The following is a 15,216-nucleotide window of genomic DNA, read 5'->3' on the forward strand; positions in this document are numbered from 1 at the left end:
TAATTCTCAGCTTTGCCGAACAAGTCCTATGACATGTTCGCTTTTGGCTTTTCGGCGATGATGTAAGACAGTGGCAGTTCAGTTGTGTACTTGATCTGCTCCATCGCAAAGGACGTGGACACGTCTGCGATATTTACCTTTGCAATCAGCCGCTTATAGAAATCGTCGTAGGCATCAATGTCTGGCACGGCAACGCGCAGCAGGTAGTCTACCTGTCCGGCCATACGGTAGAATTCCACCACTTCCGGGAACTCTCGGATGACATCTGCAAATTTGCGGAGCCAGTCGTCGGTGTGTTCGTTGGTGGTGATGGCGACGAAAGCGGTCACTTTGGCGTTGACCTTCTTTGGGTCAAGCACTGCAACGCGGCGGGTGATGACGCCGTCTTCTTCCATCTTCTGGATACGGCGCCAGCATGGGGTGGTTGATAAGCCGACGCGGCGACCGATCTCAGCTACGGGAATGGTGCTGTCTTCTTGTAGAATGGACAGAATGCGACGGTCGATCCTATCGATCATATTATACCCCTATCTCCCACCGGAATTATTGTTTGGCGCAAAATCATTGCAGGAAGCATAAGGTCATGTGAAATGTTATTCCAGCTTCAAACAGCAAGATTTATGCAGGAATATAGGTTTTCGTTCTACGTATAATTAAATTCATGAAATTTATTTTCATCAAGATGGATTTTAGCGGGAGCCAAAGAAAACCGTTCTCATATTTATAGGCACATAAAAAAAGAATCTCTCAAATCAGCTCAAAAGACGGCTTACTTCTTCTTTCAGGAGCGGAAGCAGCTCATTTTCGAACCAGGGATGCTTTTTTATGTGGGCATTGTTGCGCCAGGACGGATGAGGGAGCGGGAGAACGCAAGGGCCGAGGCCCTGGGCGTGGCGCTCGACTGTCCTGTCCCAGATTGATCGAAAATCAGCAATTGTTTCCCAGAGGCGTTTTTTGGTCAGCTCGGGCATGTGGTAGGCCTGTGCGTAGCCACCTATTGCCAGCAGTGTTTCAATCTGTGGCATATTGCTGAATATTTCTTGATGCCAAGTCTTCTTGCATTCCGGCCTCGGCGGCTTGTCGCCCCCTTTTGTGTCCAATCCCGGAAAACACAGGCCCATGGGGATAATTGCAAGTTTGGCGGGGTCGTAGAAAACCTCTTCACCTATGCCCATCCAGTCGCGCAGACGATCTCCTGACGGGTCTGTAAACGGTTTACCAGAGGCGTGGACGCGCGTTCCCGGTGCCTGACCGCATATGGCGATACGTGCTGTTGAGGACAGCACAACAACGGGCCTTGGCTCGTGTGGCAATGGCTGGCGGATGGGCTGCTCTACACAAACCCTGCACGCGGCAATGCGCTCTCTTAAGCGCTGGAGGTCTCTTTCATCACCTGAAGGGCTGCCTGCACACCCGGGCGCTCTGTCATCTTTGCATACCATCTGCGTAGATTACCAAGTTCCTCAGGGACTTGCAGCTTAATTACGCGAGCAAAGTTGATTGCTGCGAACAATGTGATGTCAGCGATTGAATACCGGTCACCGGCAACAAACTGATTGTCTGCCAGTTGCCTATCAAAAATGGCCAGTGTCTCCAGAACTTTAGGTCTGTTCGCCTCTCCCCATTCCTTGATCTGCGGCTGCTCCAGCGGAGCCATGGCCGGATTGGTGTGGCGGAATACCTGAGAAATCTGACTTAACAGCCTCAGATCAGCGCGCCGGTTCCACATCTCAATCAGCGCTCTTTCCTTGGCCGTCTGGCCCAGCAAAGGCTTGAGTGGGTTCATTTCTTCTATGTAGCGACAGATGGCACAGCTTTCGGATATCGCTGTTCCATCCTCCAGCACGAGCACGGGCAATCGCTGAAACGGATTGATCGCTTTAAACTCATCTGCCTTCAATTCGCCATGCATGAAATCTACGTAGGCAGTGTTAACCTTAACGCCCTTCTCAGCAAGGAACAGAGTGACGCGAAAAGGGTTAGGTGCTTGCCTATGGCTATAAAGTTTCAACGGTGCCTCCCAACAACCACGAGCTGTTGCCCCTACAATCTAAAAGAGAATCTGTCCCAAAATGGGGCAAAAACCTAGCATTTTTTAGACCCTGTAAACTCAACATTAACCTTATGAATCAGAGCAATCTTAAGAGATCATGTTCATTCTGGTCAAAAGAGCAAGTATCCCGTCAATCTATTGGCACACAGAGGCCGAGAATACATGAACAACGGATCGTCGCAGAATAGTAAGGACAAAACAACTATTAATCGTGCCCGAGCAAATCGCCGGCGCGAGGTTGCACGTACCGTAACGGATGCTCGCGAACGTCTTGGCACCGTTGAGGGCGTGAGACCCAGTTTTGATGCTGATCTTATTTTGATGTTCGTGAAGAACAGATTGTCCGTGGCCTACGCCATGCCGATGATCGCCATTGTGGCTGCGACCATCTCAAGTGTATGGCTTCCTGTGGAAGTGGCCGGAGGCTGGCTAGCCGCCATGCTGATCGCTCACTCCCTTATTCTTCTTTCTACAAAACGGATGGAAAAAAGCTTAGCTCAGGAAGGTGATCTGCGCTCAATTCGCAGAGAACTTTTTGCTGGTGATATGCTCTATGGCATTGTTTGGGCTATCTTTTTCATCGGAAACCTGCAGTTCAACACGGATTACGGGTTTGGCGTTTTCCAGTTTGCGACCATGCTGATTGTCATTGCCATGGCGACCATGTTGTCGTCCCCTCTCCCCGGCGCTTTGCTGGCTGCCACGGCCCCGATTACGGGCGCACTGATCTTCAGTTTCTGGCAGTATGACAGCATGCCTCATTATGCGATGGGGATGATGGCGATTGGGGCGCAGCTGTTCTTTTATATCCTCAGCAAACAGTTGCATAACTCTGCTTTGACCTTGCTGGAATACCGTGCAGAGAAGGACCATCTGATCTCCGAGATGGAACAGGTGAATGCAATTTCTCAGGAAGCGCGGCGGCGTGCTGAGGAAGCGAACCTGGCTAAAACACGTTTTCTTGCGACAATGAGTCACGAATTACGCACACCTCTGAATGCGATTCTCGGGTTCTCTGAGGTGATGAAAGACGAAGTTCTTGGCCAGATGCATAATAAAACCTATCTGGATTACTCCAAGGATATCAATCAGTCTGGTGAGCATCTGCTCAATCTGATCAATGAGATTCTGGACCTGTCGCGCATTGAGGCAGGCCGCTATGAGTTGCAGGAGGAACCAGTCTGTCTGCGTGACGTGGCAGCGGCCTGCAAGCACATGATGCATATGCGGGCAGCGGCGAAGAACATCGAGATTCATGAGATCTACGAGAGTGGTCTGAGCAAAGTCTGGGCCGATGAAAAAGCCCTGCGCCAAATGGTGCTGAACCTTTTGACCAATGCCGTGAAGTTTACGCCTCCTGAGGGAGAAATCTCAATTCATGTGGGCATCGACAATTCAGGCGGTCAGTACATCAGTGTAAGCGATACAGGTACTGGTATTCCTGAGGAAGAGATCCCTGTGGTGCTGCAGGCTTTTGGTCAGGGCACGCAGGCCATTCAGGATGCGGAGCAAGGCACCGGCCTTGGCCTTTCCATTGTGCAAGCGCTGGCGCATATGCATGAGGGCGAGTTCAAGCTGGCCTCCAAATTGCGTGAAGGAACGCAGGCGACAATCTCGCTGCCAGCCAAGCGCGTGCTGAGCCATATCGACCCGATCCCCACTCCAGACCCGAGTACACGCAAGGATAGAGAGCCCTTGCTTCGTGCAGGCTAAGGGTATACGTTCCTAATTTGTTCTAGGTGCGCATATTGGGGGGATGTATGCTTCGTGGTTCATGCCATTGCGGTGCAGTTCAATTTGAATTTCGTGAAAATCCAGAATGGCTGACAGAGTGCAATTGCTCTGCCTGTCGTCGTTACGGCACTGTTTGGGCGCACGGATCACCCAGGAATGTGAGCATTGAAAAAGCTCCTGATGCGACATTCACCTATATTTGGGGTGATAAGATGATCGCGTTCCATACCTGTAAAACCTGCGGAAACACCACTCACTGGTCCGATCTGGACGAGGACTATGACCGTATGGCAGTCAACACACGCCTAGTGCCGATTGAGGATGTGAAAGATATCCCTATCCGACATTTTGACGGTGCTGATACGGGGCAGTTTCTGGATTAACCCATTCCCTTTTCATCGTGATCCTGCACCCTGCTTTGCTTTGGGTTTGCGGATCGACACTTCTATTCATTTACCTATTCATTTACGGGGAGAAACACATGTTACGTGGCTCATGCCATTGCGGTGCAGTTAAGTTTGAATTTCGTGAAAAACCAGAGTGGCTGACGGAGTGTAATTGCTCTGCCTGTCGTCGCTACGGCACCATCTGGGCGCATGGTTCACCCAAGAACGTGAGTATTGAGAAAGAGCCGGACGCGACCTTTACGTATTTGTGGGGCGACAAGGGCCTTGAGTTCCATACCTGCAAAACGTGCGGGAACACCACGCACTGGGCGCCGGTTGATCCTGACGGGGATAAAATGGCGGTGAACACACGGCTGGTGCCTGCTGAGGATGTGAAAGACATCCGTGTGCGCCACTTTGATGGCGCGGATACGTGGCGCTTTGTCGATTAGCGCAGCTCATCAAACCCACGTTTGCGTTGCTATGTGCGTTGGTTTGAAAGGAAAGCGTTTTTCCTGCGTTATTTGCTGAAATTGAAAAAGGCCGCCTCAACTCGTCTGAGTGAGGCGGCCTTTTTTTTTCAATTTATTCCCCTCCTCGGCGGAGGGGCTATTCTCAAATTAGTCCTGAGCTGCAACGCCTGCATCAGCGAAGGTCGCCATGCCTGCATGCGTTGCTGCTGCTGCTTTGATGATGCCAGCTGCGATGGCTGCACCGGAGCCTTCACCCAAACGCATGCCCAGATCCAGAAGAGGCTTGCCACCCATCTCGGTCAGGGCGCGGCGGTGTGCAGGCTCTGCGGAGGCATGAGAGAACACACAGTGCTCCAGCGCAGTCTTGTCCATCTTGTAAAGAATGGCAGCTGCGGCGGAGGTGACGAAGCCATCAACAACGACAGGAACCTGCTGCATGCGCGCTGCAAGAATAACACCCGCCATTGCTGCGATTTCGCGGCCACCGATCCGGCGCAGAACTTCCAGAGGCTCAACTTTGCCCGGTCCGCCGATCCGCTGCACAGCTTGCTCAACAACAGCAATCTTGTTTTTCAGCGCATCACCCTGAACACCAGTGCCTGGGCCAACCCACTCTTCTGCAGTGCCGCCGAACAGCGCGTAGAAGATGGCAGCAGCTACAGTGGTGTTTGCGATGCCCATTTCGCCAAGGCAGAGCAGATCCGTCCCACCGGAGATCGCTTCCATGCCGAAGGCCATGGTTGCTGCGCACTCGGATTCTTCAAAGGCGTCTTCCTCAGAGATGTCCGGGGTTGGCATTTCGAGCGCCAGTTCAAACACTTTGAGGCCAAGGTCATACGCAATGCAAAGCTGGTTTACGGCTGCGCCGCCCGCTGCAAAGTTGGAGACCATCTGTGCGGTCACTTCTTTCGGGAAAGCAGAAACGCCTTTGTCGGCAACGCCATGGTTTGCGGCAAACACAGCAACCAGTGGGCGGGTGACTTTTGGCATTGGCATGCCCTGCCAGGCTGCCAGCCATTCCACCAACTCTTCCAGACGGCCCAAAGAGCCTTGAGGCTTCGTCAACTGCGCATCGCGTTTCTTCACCGCCTCAATCGCTTCAAGGCTTGGACCGGGCATTGCGCCCACCAGGTTTCTGATATCATCGAATGGCAGTGCAGACGTTGCAAGAGACATACGCTTCTCCGAACTTAAAGCAGTTCTTATTCAGGTTGGATCGGTTGAACTACTTTAGCTTTTGTTTCCGCGTATCTTTGATCCGAAAACCGGTTTCCAGTTTTCGGAGATACGCATTAATTGACCCGCAAAATGAATTTTTGCGCTTTGTTGATTGCGCAGATCTATAAGCCACCGGAAGCAGAATACAAATGAGACTTATCAACTATTTGTGGTTTCCACGGCTTTGCAAACTACAAATTGTTGTTCTAACTGAATCCAGCGGTATTTCATGCCTGTTTCATTTCTGTGAGAACCCATCATGTCCGACGACAAACATTCAGAAGATTCTCTTCCCACACCTTCCTCCATTTTGGCCGAGGTGGCGGAACTGGTGCGCTTCTTCTCCCGCATTCCCCCGCCGAAACTTGGGAGCTGGGATGATTTGAACACAGCACCGGATTTTCGTACGCGCGCACGCAGCATTCCGCTGGCGGGTGTTGTCATTTCACTGCCAAGCATGCTGGTGTTGCTCATACTCTCCCAGAGCGCTCTGTCGCCTGCCATTATTGCGTTGCTGGCGGTGGCTGTGGCGGCGGCTGTGCAGGGCTGCCTGCATGAAGACGGCCTTTCTGATGTGGTTGACGGGTTCTTTGGAGGTCATACGGCTGAGCGGCGGCTTGAGATCATGAAAGACAGCCGTATCGGGGCTTTCGGCACAGTGGCACTTGTGCTTTCCCTGAGCCTGCGCTGGCTGCTGCTTTCCATGTTGCTGGAGAGATTTGGCGGCATGGGCGCGGCGCTTGGCTATCTGGCAGCGGAAACGACTGGCCGGGTTGGGATGATCTGGATCTGGAACACGATGCCACCTGCTTATCATGGCGGACTATCCACCCGCTTTGGCATCCCCCAGAACAGTGCCGTCTCCTGGGCTGCGGGCTTTGCCTTGCCACTGCTGATCATAAGCTTGTTCTACCTCAGCTTCTGGCAGGTGGCGTTTGGGGCAGCATTCAGCTTTGTGGTGGTGGGTGCCTTAGCAAAACTGTCTCTGGCAAAAATCAAGGGCATCACTGGTGATGTTTTGGGGGCTGCGCAACAAGTTGGTTCACTGGGCTTCCTGCTGGGCGTCCTTGCTCTTTAGAGCCTGCTGCATGTTCTTGCCTGAAAACCGGAGCGGCGCTTTTAAGAAACCATCATTGTGCAATCTTTTGCTAGCATTTTAGCTTTATTCTACGCGCATTGATTGCCTAGAACACGTTTGTCTTACTGATTGAACCTTACGGGCTCGGAGAAATCATGAAGCTTTCTTTTGCTTGCGCACTGTCTGCATTAAAACGCGCTGCCACTGTTGCACTGGCCGCTGCCGTCCTTGCTGGTTGTGCCTCCCGGCCCGGACCAGATGCCTTGCGCGTTTCTTTAGAGGAAGCGCCGGGGACCAGAGAAGTCAGCATGCTCATCGCCACCACACGCGCACGCTCTGACGTTCCTCACCAACTTTACTCTTCAGAACGCTCTGAAGGCGTGGACTTTGGGTCGGCAACCATCTCCATTCCGCCAACCCATAAACCGGGTCGGATTGCATGGCCTTCGTCCCTTCCAGGCGACCCGAACACTGATTTTGTGGTGCGCCAAGCCTCTTACATTGATGGCAATGCCGCCTTTCAGAAAGAGATAAACCGCGAGCTTGCAACCCGCACCGGGAAAGAGCGTGAGGCAGTGCTGTTTATTCATGGGTACAACACCCGCTTTTCTGAAGGTGTTTTCAGACTGGCGCAAATGGCAGCTGATGCAAAAGCAAACCGCTTGCCCATTTTGTTCACCTGGGCCTCAGCGGGTTATCTCACAGACTATATTTATGACACCAACAGTGTTGCCATTGCGCGAGATGGACTGGAGAAAGTCCTCATTGATCTGACCAATTCCAATGCGCAGCGTATCACGATTGTGGCTCATTCTCTTGGAAACCTGCTGCTTCTGGAGACCTTGAGGCAAATGGAGCTTCAGGGCAAAGGGCTTTTGAAGAATAAAAAAGTCACCGTTGTCATGGCATCTCCTGACATCGATATTGATGTTTTCGAAACAATGATTACCTCTCTTGGGTACAGAGCAAACCCTGTTTTCGTTCTGGTCTCGCGTGATGACCGGGCACTGCGCTTCTCTCGCAGGCTTGCGGGTGGTAAAGCGCGTGTTGGTGATGTGGAAGACGATGAAAGGCTGACCAAACTTGGCATTGTTGTTATTGATCTGACAGAGGTTGAGTCACAAGATTCGATCAACCATGACAAGTATGCGCAGCTTGCTCAGTTTGGCCCTCAACTCGTCAAAGCGCTTGAACAGGGCAAGCAGAACAGAAACAAACAAGGTATTGGCGGGCGCCTTGGCAATGCCGGACGCAGCTTTACCGAGTTCCTTGGCCACACAGCCAAGATTGTGGTGAGCACACCCGGATCAGTTTCAACGCGCCCTTAAGACGCGCGTTGGAGCCCCAGCGATTTTGTAGGACTTTATTTTGTCAGTCACTTTAGAACCACCCGCCAGCCCTTGTTTAAAACTGTGTAAGCTGGATGAAGACCGGAGGATGTGCGTGAGCTGTTGGCGCCTTTTGAGTGAGATTTCCGGATGGGGTTCCCTCTCCACGCAAGCTCAACATGATGTGCTGGCAAAGCTCCCTGCCCGGAAAGCCAGATTTCTCACAGTAACACAGGAGGATGTGCAATGCGCTGGACGATAGGCCTTGTCATCCTTATTGGCGCAATGGTGATTGGCGTTGCGACTGGTTACCTTGGAACACCTGAGTTTTTGGGCGATAAGTTTCAGGAGGACGGGCCGCGCCTCGTTGCCCTGCTCGCCATGGGGATTGTGATTGGGATGGGCGTGCTCATCCGCCGTCCAAAATTCCGCGAAGTTTTTGGCGCAGTCATCTTCTGGGGTGGTTTGGCTCTGCTGCTGATTATCGGCTACTCGTACCGTTATGAGCTGATGACCGTTCGTGACCGTGTGATGTCCGAGCTGTTCCCCGGCTCCATCTCGCAAACAGCAAGCGGCGAACTGGTGATTTCTCGCGGCATCAACCATCAGTTTTTCATTGATGCGCAGGTGGATGGCACCTCTGTCGATATGCTGGTGGATACAGGTGCCTCCCATATCACTCTGTCTTATGGCGATGCCCGCCGGGTTGGCATCGATACGCAAAACCTGTCCTTCACAACACCGGTTTCGACTGCCAACGGCATGGGTTTTGTGGCCCGTGTGCGCTTGCAGGACATGCAGATTGGAGACTGGGACCTAAACGATGTGCCTGCCTTTGTGGCGCAGGAGGAGATGCTCTCCACCAGCCTGTTGGGCATGAGCGCCCTGAACACGTTTGCCAGTTGGCGCGTAGAAGGCAATCAGCTGATCCTGAAGGCCCGCTAAACAATCATCTGATATCAGATAAAAGAAAGCCGCTGACATCACTGTCAGCGGCTTTTCTTGTTTCTAAGAGGGGCTGGCTTACAGCAGGCTGAAGGTAAACCGGGCGCAAGCGATGAGCAGGAAGACACCGAACGCGACCTCTAGCTTGCGCTTTGGCAGATTGTGTGCGAAGTGCGCGCCCAGTGGGGCCACATAGATTGTGATTGGAATGATCAGCGCCACGGCCAGCAGGTTGATGTAGCCAACAGAGAACGGCGGCAGATTGGGTGCGCCCCACCCTGCGGCAACCATGCCGAAGACAGCCGGAATTGAAATCAACACTCCAACACCGGAGGATGTTGCAACAGCCTGATGGATTGGGCGACCAAACAAGGTCATGAAGGTGTTGTTCATAACGCCGCCGCCGATGCCCATGAGCGTTGAGAAGAAGCCGATCAGCACGCCAATGAGCGCACGCACCGGATTGCCCGGAATATCGTTGCCCAGCTTCCAGCTTTCACGGTTGAACAGCATGCGCATGGCGACCACGAACGCGATCACTGCAAAGATGCCCTTGAGCGTATCCCCTGAAACGAGCGCAGCAACATAAGATGCCAGCAGCACGCCAATAGGCACCGGAATGATCCAGCTTTTCAGCAAAGACAGATCCACGGCGCCCTTCTTTTTATGTGCGAAGAAAGACCGTAGAGACGTTGGTACGATCACTCCCAGAGAGGATGCTACCGAGATGTGGACCACGACGTCAGGATCAACGCCCACTTCTGTTAAAATGGTCACGAGAACCGGCACAAGGATTGCGCCGCCTCCGATACCAAACAATCCTGCCAGAAAACCTGCTAGTGCGCCGGAGGCAACCAATGCCGCTCCGAAACCCAGCATAGACGCTGAAATCATGTCCATGCTGCCCCCTCCTCAATTCCAAACGAATTTTTCTACACGTACCCTTGTCCGAAAACTAGCGTCCATTCTTCGGGAATACGCATCCCTCAAGCGCACTCTTGTCCGAAAACCGGTAGCCACTTTTCGGGAGTGCGCTTTAAATCAATGCGGCCTCTTTTTGCTCGCGTGCTTCGCGCATTACACTTTGATGGTGTGATACGGCGGCCAGTGCATCTTCCAGCACCTCAATGCCAGCGCCTGTCTTGTTTGCATCCACCGTCATGATACGGCGGAAATGACGAGCACCGGGAACGCCTTGGTATGTTCCTAAAATATGGCGGGTGATTGACGCCAGCTTTGTGCCAGCCGTCAACTCATCCTCGATATAGCTGCGGTAGATGTCCATCGCTTCAACCGGCGAGATTGTGTCGATGGCTTCGCCGTAGACCACGCGGTCCACTTCAGCCAGCAGCATAGGGTTTTGATAGGCTGCGCGGCCCATCATGACGCCGTCCAGCTTTTCCAAATGCGCTGAGGTCTCTTCCAATGTGGCTACACCGCCGTTTACGCCGATAAACACGTTCGGCAAGCGCTGCTTCAGCCGGTAGACAAGGTCGTAATCCAGCGGTGGCACATCGCGGTTTTCCTTCGGGCTCAGGCCTTTCAGCCAGGCCTTGCGGGCATGCACCCACAGTGCGTCCGTGCCAGCTGCGATGACTTTATCTGCCAGCGCATTCAGCGCTTCCTCCGGTTCCTGATCATCCACCCCAATGCGGCATTTGGTGGTGACGGGAATAGACACCACATCCTTCATGGCGGCAATGCCCTCTGCTACCAATTCAGGTTCCAGCATGAGGCAGGCACCAAATTTGCCGGACTGTACCCGGTCAGACGGGCAGCCCACGTTGAGGTTGACCTCATCATAGCCCCAGTCTTCCACCATCTTGGCACACTCGGCCAGTGCTTGGGGATCAGAGCCTCCCAACTGGCAGGCAACTGGTTGCTCATCTTTAGAAAACCGAAGATGACGGTCCCTGTCGCCATGGATCAAGGCGCCAGTGGTGACCATCTCGGTATAAAGCAGCGAGTTCTTTGAAAGAACACGATGAAACGCACGGCAATGCCTGTCCGTCCAGTCAAGCATCGGCGCGACTGCAAAGACGGATTGGTTGATATTATAGAGTTTTTTTGTTGCTTCAGTCATTCACGACGGTCTCAAACTGCCTCAAGTCGCAGTCTTTTGCCCTTTCTGCACCAAATTGGCAAGTCAGCCCCACCAGAAACGTAGGAATGGACTGCTATGACGGAATGAATGGGGCATCACTTTTGGGCTGCCGTCCTTATCAAACATCACCGGGTCATATCCTCCCCACACACAACATTGTGGGGTGTGAGTGATTGTGGGATCTGGTAGGGTTTTGGGTGTGTTTGGAATGGAGAAAGGCTGAGATATGGGTGGTGGTGTGACACAACCGGAGGCTTCGCGGTCTTTTCAGGAGTTGGTGATCCTGGGCGTGCAAGTGCTGCTTGGGGTTGGGTTTATGGTGTTTAGTGCCTACGTGTTTTATGAGGCGGCGCTGGCGCTTTATAAGCTGGATCTGGTGCGCATGGTTGGTGCTTACTTCCTGTTTTTCTGCACGGTTGGGCTTGGGCCGTTTTTCTGGCCATTTTCATGGCCGTTTGGTGAGGGCCATTAAAGAAGCCAGATTACCCCTACGCCATATTATGTCTTATGTTTTGAGCGTATCCCGGCTTGAACGCCATGTTCATTCTGGTTGATATGCTCTTTCTTCGTCGTTCAGGCCTCTTCCTTTTCCCGTACAGCATGATCGATGCCCCAATCGCGCAGTGCGATGATAATGGGGCGTAGAGTTTCGCCCTTTGGTGTGAGTGAGTATTCTACGTGAGGCGGAACCACAGCGAAGACTTTGCGGGAGACCAGACCGTCGGTTTCCAGCTCTCTCAATTGTTTGGTCAACATACGCTGAGTGACTGTTCCGACTTGTTTTTTCAACTCGCCAAAGCGCTGTGTCCCTTCCATCAGATGGTAGAGAATAACGCCCTTCCATTTGCCGCCAATCAGCTCCAGTGCAGCTTCTACCGGACATCCCTGACTGCAATTGTATTGCTCGAAGCGTTGGTTTTTATCACTCATATTATCTCCTGAGAGCAGGTTGCTTTCATATGCATTCAAGCAACAGGCTCTAAGCCTTTTTTGCACGTACTCTTATCCGAAAACCGGAACCACTTTTCGGGAGCACGCCTTAGTATACTTCTTGTACCTATAGGCCAAAATTGTGCGTACTTGTTATTAATATAGCGACTATATAGGTTCTCTGCCAGCAAAACAAAGAGAGGATTGCTCCTATGACCTTGACCATCGTCGCCAATATCCATGCCGCTAAGGGCAAAGAAGATCTTGTGAAGGCAGAGCTTGAGAAGCTGATTGCGGTAACGCGCGCTGAAGCTGGTTGCCTGCAATATGACCTGCACGTGGATAATGAAAATTCTGGTCACTTCATGTTCTATGAGAACTGGGAGACCCGTGAGCTGTGGCAGGAGCACATGAATGCCCCGCATCTGGCTGCTTACATGGTGGCAACAGAGGGCGCCGTTGACGCGTTTACTGTGAACGAGATGACACGCATCTAACAGCTGCTACGAGTATTTTGCAGAGTCTTTCCAATGTTGTGAGGGCTCTGCATAATTTTATCGCACATTGTAAAAACCGAAACCTTCTCAGACGAATCCCAGCAAATCCCGCTGGTTACGTCCTTCCCTATGCGTTCTACATTTTTGATTTCATCCTCCAAAATCGATAGTTTGTAGAGCCCCACAACATTTTAAGCTTGAACTATCTCCCTTCGCAGATATCATTGTTTTAAGTTTAAAAAAGAATCTATCCAGACCAGGTAACTATTTATCTCGCAGATGCGAGATAAACCTGACCAACGCCGCCTGATTTCCTAGTATTTCTATGTATTCATGACGAAGGTATTGCGGAGATAGATTGATAATTTTTCAAAATAAATAATCAGAGCTAAGCAGCCACTTTATTCTATTGATGAGGAGGGAAATTATGTCTGATCAAGTCTTGATGCCAGAAGGTGCTTCGCAAGGTGTGACGCTTGTGGGGGAAGGCCTTAATGACAACACCAGCTGGAATGTTGTTGGCCATACATACACACCTAAAGTGCTGACCGAGAACGTGTTTATCTGGCATGCAACTATTCCGGACGGGACCTTTGTGCCACCGCACATTCATCCAACACAGGATGAGTGGATCACAGTTTTGACTGGTGCCCTTGAGGTGGAGTTTGGGGAAGCTTGCCACAAAGCCGGACCGGGAGACACAATCAGAATGCCACGCGGAATTGCGCATGGGATCTTCAACCGCTCCGGCGATGAAGCAACCTGTGTGTTTGGCGTGGCCCCTTCCCGCAAGCTTTATGATCTGTTTGAGGCCCTGGACGGCGTAACAGATCCAGAAGAGCTTGTGCGCATCTCTACCTTGCATGAAGTCGACTTCTTACCGCCACCAGCGGAATAAAGGTGGCTGACATGGTGAAGAAGAAGAAAGTTGCCGTCATTGGCGGCGGCGTGAGCGGTCTTGCGGCTGCCAAAGCCTTTGACGAACGTGGGCACCGGGTGTTCGGCTATGAGCGCACCCACGATTTTGGCGGGGTCTGGGAGCTTTCCAGATCCTATCCGGGGGTGCAGACCCAGTCTCCAAAAGATCTGTATTGTTATACGGATCATCCTATGCCCAAGGAGTATCCGGAATGGCCCAAGGGGCCGCAAGTGCATGCTTATCTGCATTCCTATGCTCGCAAGCACAAGCTGCATCGGTTGTTTCAGCTGAATACGTCGGTCCTTTCCATGGACCGCCGGGAGGACGGCCAGCCAGGATGGACACTTACGCTCGATGCTGCGGGGCAGGTTCGCAAAGAAGACTTCGATTTTGTCGTCATCTCAACGGGACAGTTTTCTGAAAAGAACATTATCAGCCATCCGGGACAGGACAGCTTTGAAGCGCAGGGCGGACATGTCATGCACTCATCCGACTATACCGACCCTTCCGTTGCTAAGGGCAAACGGGTGGTGGTGCTGGGCGGGTCCAAGTCAGCAACAGATGTGGCGGTGAACGCGGCGAAAAACGGGGCGTCTCAGGTGACATTGGTGTATCGTGAGCCAGTGTGGCGGGTGCCGTATTTTGTGGGTGGCATCAACTTCAAACGGCTGCTTTACATGCGGGCACAGGAGTTGCAGTTCAACAGCTGGGGCAGAAATCCGCTGCAAAAGGCAATGGCTGCGATTGCGAAACCGTTGATTTGGGCGAATTTCCGTGGTCTTGAGATGTTATTGAAACTTCAGTTGGGGCTGAAGAAGTGGGATATGGTGCCGAAAGTGCCGATTGAGAAGGACATTTCCTGCTCTATTCCCATTGTCACTCCCGGGCTATTTGAAGGGTTCAAGAGCGGCGTTATCAAGCCGGTTCAAGGCACGATTGATCATTATGAAGATGGTCAGGCAGTACTGACAAGCGGCGATAAAGTGGGCTGTGATGTTTCGGTGCTTGCTGTGGGGTGGAAGCTGGGCATTCCGTATCTGGCAAAAGAGTTTCGTGACAAGCTGATTGAAGAGGACGGGCAGTATCGGACCTACCGTCTTTCTGTAAACCCTGACCTGCCAGAAATGGGGTTTGTGGGCTTCAATTCCAGCTTCTGCACGGTGCTTTCTGCAGAGATGATTGCCAACTGGCTGGTGCGCTATGCGGATGGGCAGCTGGAGAAGCAACCAACGGATGGACAGATGCGTCAGAATATTGATGAGATGCTGGATTGGCGGCGCGATGACCGACCTGCAGCTCAGGTTTATGGCGGATTGTGCTCAGCTCCATTCCACTTCAAGCATTTTGACGAACTGCTGGAAGATATTGGAGCGGCCAAACGCAAGCGCAGTAATCCTGTTGCGGAGCAGTTCTCTTATCCCAATGCGCAAGCCTATGGGGGTTACCTTAAGTCAGCTCCGCAGTATCTTGCACAATAACAACATCGTGAGACACCGTCATCTGTTAAGCCTGTAGCGCTAAATGGTTGTTTCTCGCGTATAATCTCTAAAT

18 protein-coding genes are annotated in these 15,216 nt (G+C 52.2%); 11 read left to right on the forward strand and 7 right to left on the reverse strand.

The features are described 5' to 3' along the window. Positions 1-26 precede the first annotated feature (26 nt). The 3 genes from PsAD5_RS18655 to PsAD5_RS18665 form a co-directional block, all read right to left on the reverse strand. A complete protein-coding gene (locus PsAD5_RS18655) occupies positions 27-518 on the reverse strand; it encodes an Lrp/AsnC family transcriptional regulator (RefSeq protein WP_057465982.1) in 492 nt (163 codons plus the stop codon). Positions 519-752: 234 nt separating this feature from the next. After that, positions 753-1,286, reverse strand: coding sequence for a uracil-DNA glycosylase family protein (locus tag PsAD5_RS18660; RefSeq protein ID WP_084404723.1), 534 nt, complete (start codon positions 1,284-1,286; stop codon positions 753-755). 80 nt (positions 1,287-1,366) lie between these two features. After that, the gene (locus tag PsAD5_RS18665) at positions 1,367-2,011 is read right to left on the reverse strand and encodes a glutathione S-transferase (RefSeq protein WP_082826840.1); all 645 of its coding nucleotides are present in this window, start codon (positions 2,009-2,011) and stop codon (positions 1,367-1,369) included. A 204-nt stretch (positions 2,012-2,215) separates the two neighbouring features. On the opposite strand from PsAD5_RS18665, the gene PsAD5_RS18670 reads away from it, so the two are divergent. From PsAD5_RS18670 to PsAD5_RS28360, 3 genes are all read left to right on the forward strand, one after another. Then, a complete protein-coding gene (locus tag PsAD5_RS18670) occupies positions 2,216-3,766 on the forward strand; it encodes a sensor histidine kinase (RefSeq protein ID WP_275078135.1) in 1,551 nt (516 codons plus the stop codon). 47 nt (positions 3,767-3,813) lie between these two features. Continuing rightward, positions 3,814-4,170, forward strand: coding sequence for a GFA family protein (locus tag PsAD5_RS28355; RefSeq protein ID WP_208988701.1), 357 nt, complete (start codon positions 3,814-3,816; stop codon positions 4,168-4,170). 98 nt (positions 4,171-4,268) lie between these two features. Beyond that, positions 4,269-4,625 (forward strand): GFA family protein, encoded by a 357-nt coding sequence (locus tag PsAD5_RS28360; protein WP_208860398.1) that lies wholly within the window; start codon positions 4,269-4,271, stop codon positions 4,623-4,625. A 168-nt stretch (positions 4,626-4,793) separates the two neighbouring features. Here the strand turns inward: PsAD5_RS28360 and cobT are convergent, their stop codons facing one another. Beyond that, positions 4,794-5,822, reverse strand: coding sequence for a nicotinate-nucleotide--dimethylbenzimidazole phosphoribosyltransferase (gene cobT / locus PsAD5_RS18685; RefSeq protein ID WP_063293179.1), 1,029 nt, complete (start codon positions 5,820-5,822; stop codon positions 4,794-4,796). A 301-nt stretch (positions 5,823-6,123) separates the two neighbouring features. Here cobT and PsAD5_RS18690 point away from each other — a divergent pair, with 301 nt between their 5' ends. From PsAD5_RS18690 to PsAD5_RS18700, 4 genes are all read left to right on the forward strand, one after another. Continuing rightward, on the forward strand, positions 6,124-6,942 hold the full coding sequence (locus PsAD5_RS18690; RefSeq protein ID WP_063293180.1) for an adenosylcobinamide-GDP ribazoletransferase: 819 nt from the start codon (positions 6,124-6,126) through the stop codon (positions 6,940-6,942). Between the two features lie 155 nt (positions 6,943-7,097). Then, positions 7,098-8,270 carry an alpha/beta hydrolase gene (locus tag PsAD5_RS18695; RefSeq protein ID WP_063293181.1) on the forward strand — a complete coding sequence of 391 codons (1,173 nt, stop codon included), beginning with the start codon at positions 7,098-7,100 and terminating at the stop codon, positions 8,268-8,270. A 40-nt stretch (positions 8,271-8,310) separates the two neighbouring features. Continuing rightward, positions 8,311-8,532, forward strand: a complete 222-nt coding sequence (locus PsAD5_RS27700; protein ID WP_206599745.1) for a DUF1289 domain-containing protein — start codon at positions 8,311-8,313, stop codon at positions 8,530-8,532. Further along, on the forward strand, positions 8,517-9,215 hold the full coding sequence (locus tag PsAD5_RS18700; RefSeq protein WP_057465978.1) for a retropepsin-like aspartic protease family protein: 699 nt from the start codon (positions 8,517-8,519) through the stop codon (positions 9,213-9,215). Before PsAD5_RS27700 ends, PsAD5_RS18700 begins: the two co-directional genes overlap by 16 nt. Before the next feature lie 78 nt (positions 9,216-9,293). Here PsAD5_RS18700 and PsAD5_RS18705 read toward each other — a convergent pair whose 3' ends face one another. Then, positions 9,294-10,115, reverse strand: coding sequence for a sulfite exporter TauE/SafE family protein (locus PsAD5_RS18705; RefSeq protein WP_057465977.1), 822 nt, complete (start codon positions 10,113-10,115; stop codon positions 9,294-9,296). Positions 10,116-10,251: 136 nt separating this feature from the next. Then, entirely contained in the window at positions 10,252-11,298 is a 1,047-nt protein-coding gene (dusA, locus tag PsAD5_RS18710; protein WP_063293182.1) for a tRNA dihydrouridine(20/20a) synthase DusA, read from the reverse strand. A 247-nt stretch (positions 11,299-11,545) separates the two neighbouring features. Here dusA and PsAD5_RS18715 point away from each other — a divergent pair, with 247 nt between their 5' ends. After that, positions 11,546-11,791 carry a hypothetical protein gene (locus PsAD5_RS18715; protein WP_057465949.1) on the forward strand — a complete coding sequence of 82 codons (246 nt, stop codon included), beginning with the start codon at positions 11,546-11,548 and terminating at the stop codon, positions 11,789-11,791. Positions 11,792-11,892: 101 nt separating this feature from the next. Here the strand turns inward: PsAD5_RS18715 and PsAD5_RS18720 are convergent, their stop codons facing one another. Continuing rightward, complete coding sequence (locus PsAD5_RS18720) at positions 11,893-12,249, reverse strand: winged helix-turn-helix transcriptional regulator (protein ID WP_063293183.1); 357 nt, start codon at positions 12,247-12,249, stop codon at positions 11,893-11,895. A 212-nt stretch (positions 12,250-12,461) separates the two neighbouring features. Here PsAD5_RS18720 and PsAD5_RS18725 point away from each other — a divergent pair, with 212 nt between their 5' ends. The 3 genes from PsAD5_RS18725 (at position 12,462) to PsAD5_RS18735 (ending at position 15,143) form a co-directional block, all read left to right on the forward strand. Further along, on the forward strand, positions 12,462-12,746 hold the full coding sequence (locus PsAD5_RS18725) for a putative quinol monooxygenase (protein WP_057465947.1): 285 nt from the start codon (positions 12,462-12,464) through the stop codon (positions 12,744-12,746). A gap of 427 nt (positions 12,747-13,173) precedes the next feature. Then, the gene (locus PsAD5_RS18730; RefSeq protein WP_084406004.1) at positions 13,174-13,644 is read left to right on the forward strand and encodes a cupin domain-containing protein; all 471 of its coding nucleotides are present in this window, start codon (positions 13,174-13,176) and stop codon (positions 13,642-13,644) included. A gap of 11 nt (positions 13,645-13,655) precedes the next feature. Next, positions 13,656-15,143: a flavin-containing monooxygenase gene (locus PsAD5_RS18735; RefSeq protein WP_063293329.1), complete on the forward strand. Its 1,488-nt coding sequence runs from the start codon at positions 13,656-13,658 to the stop codon at positions 15,141-15,143. Positions 15,144-15,216: the final 73 nt, after the last annotated feature.

This window comes from Pseudovibrio sp. Ad5, assembly GCF_001623095.1.
Taxonomy (GTDB): Bacteria; Pseudomonadota; Alphaproteobacteria; order Rhizobiales; family Stappiaceae; genus Pseudovibrio.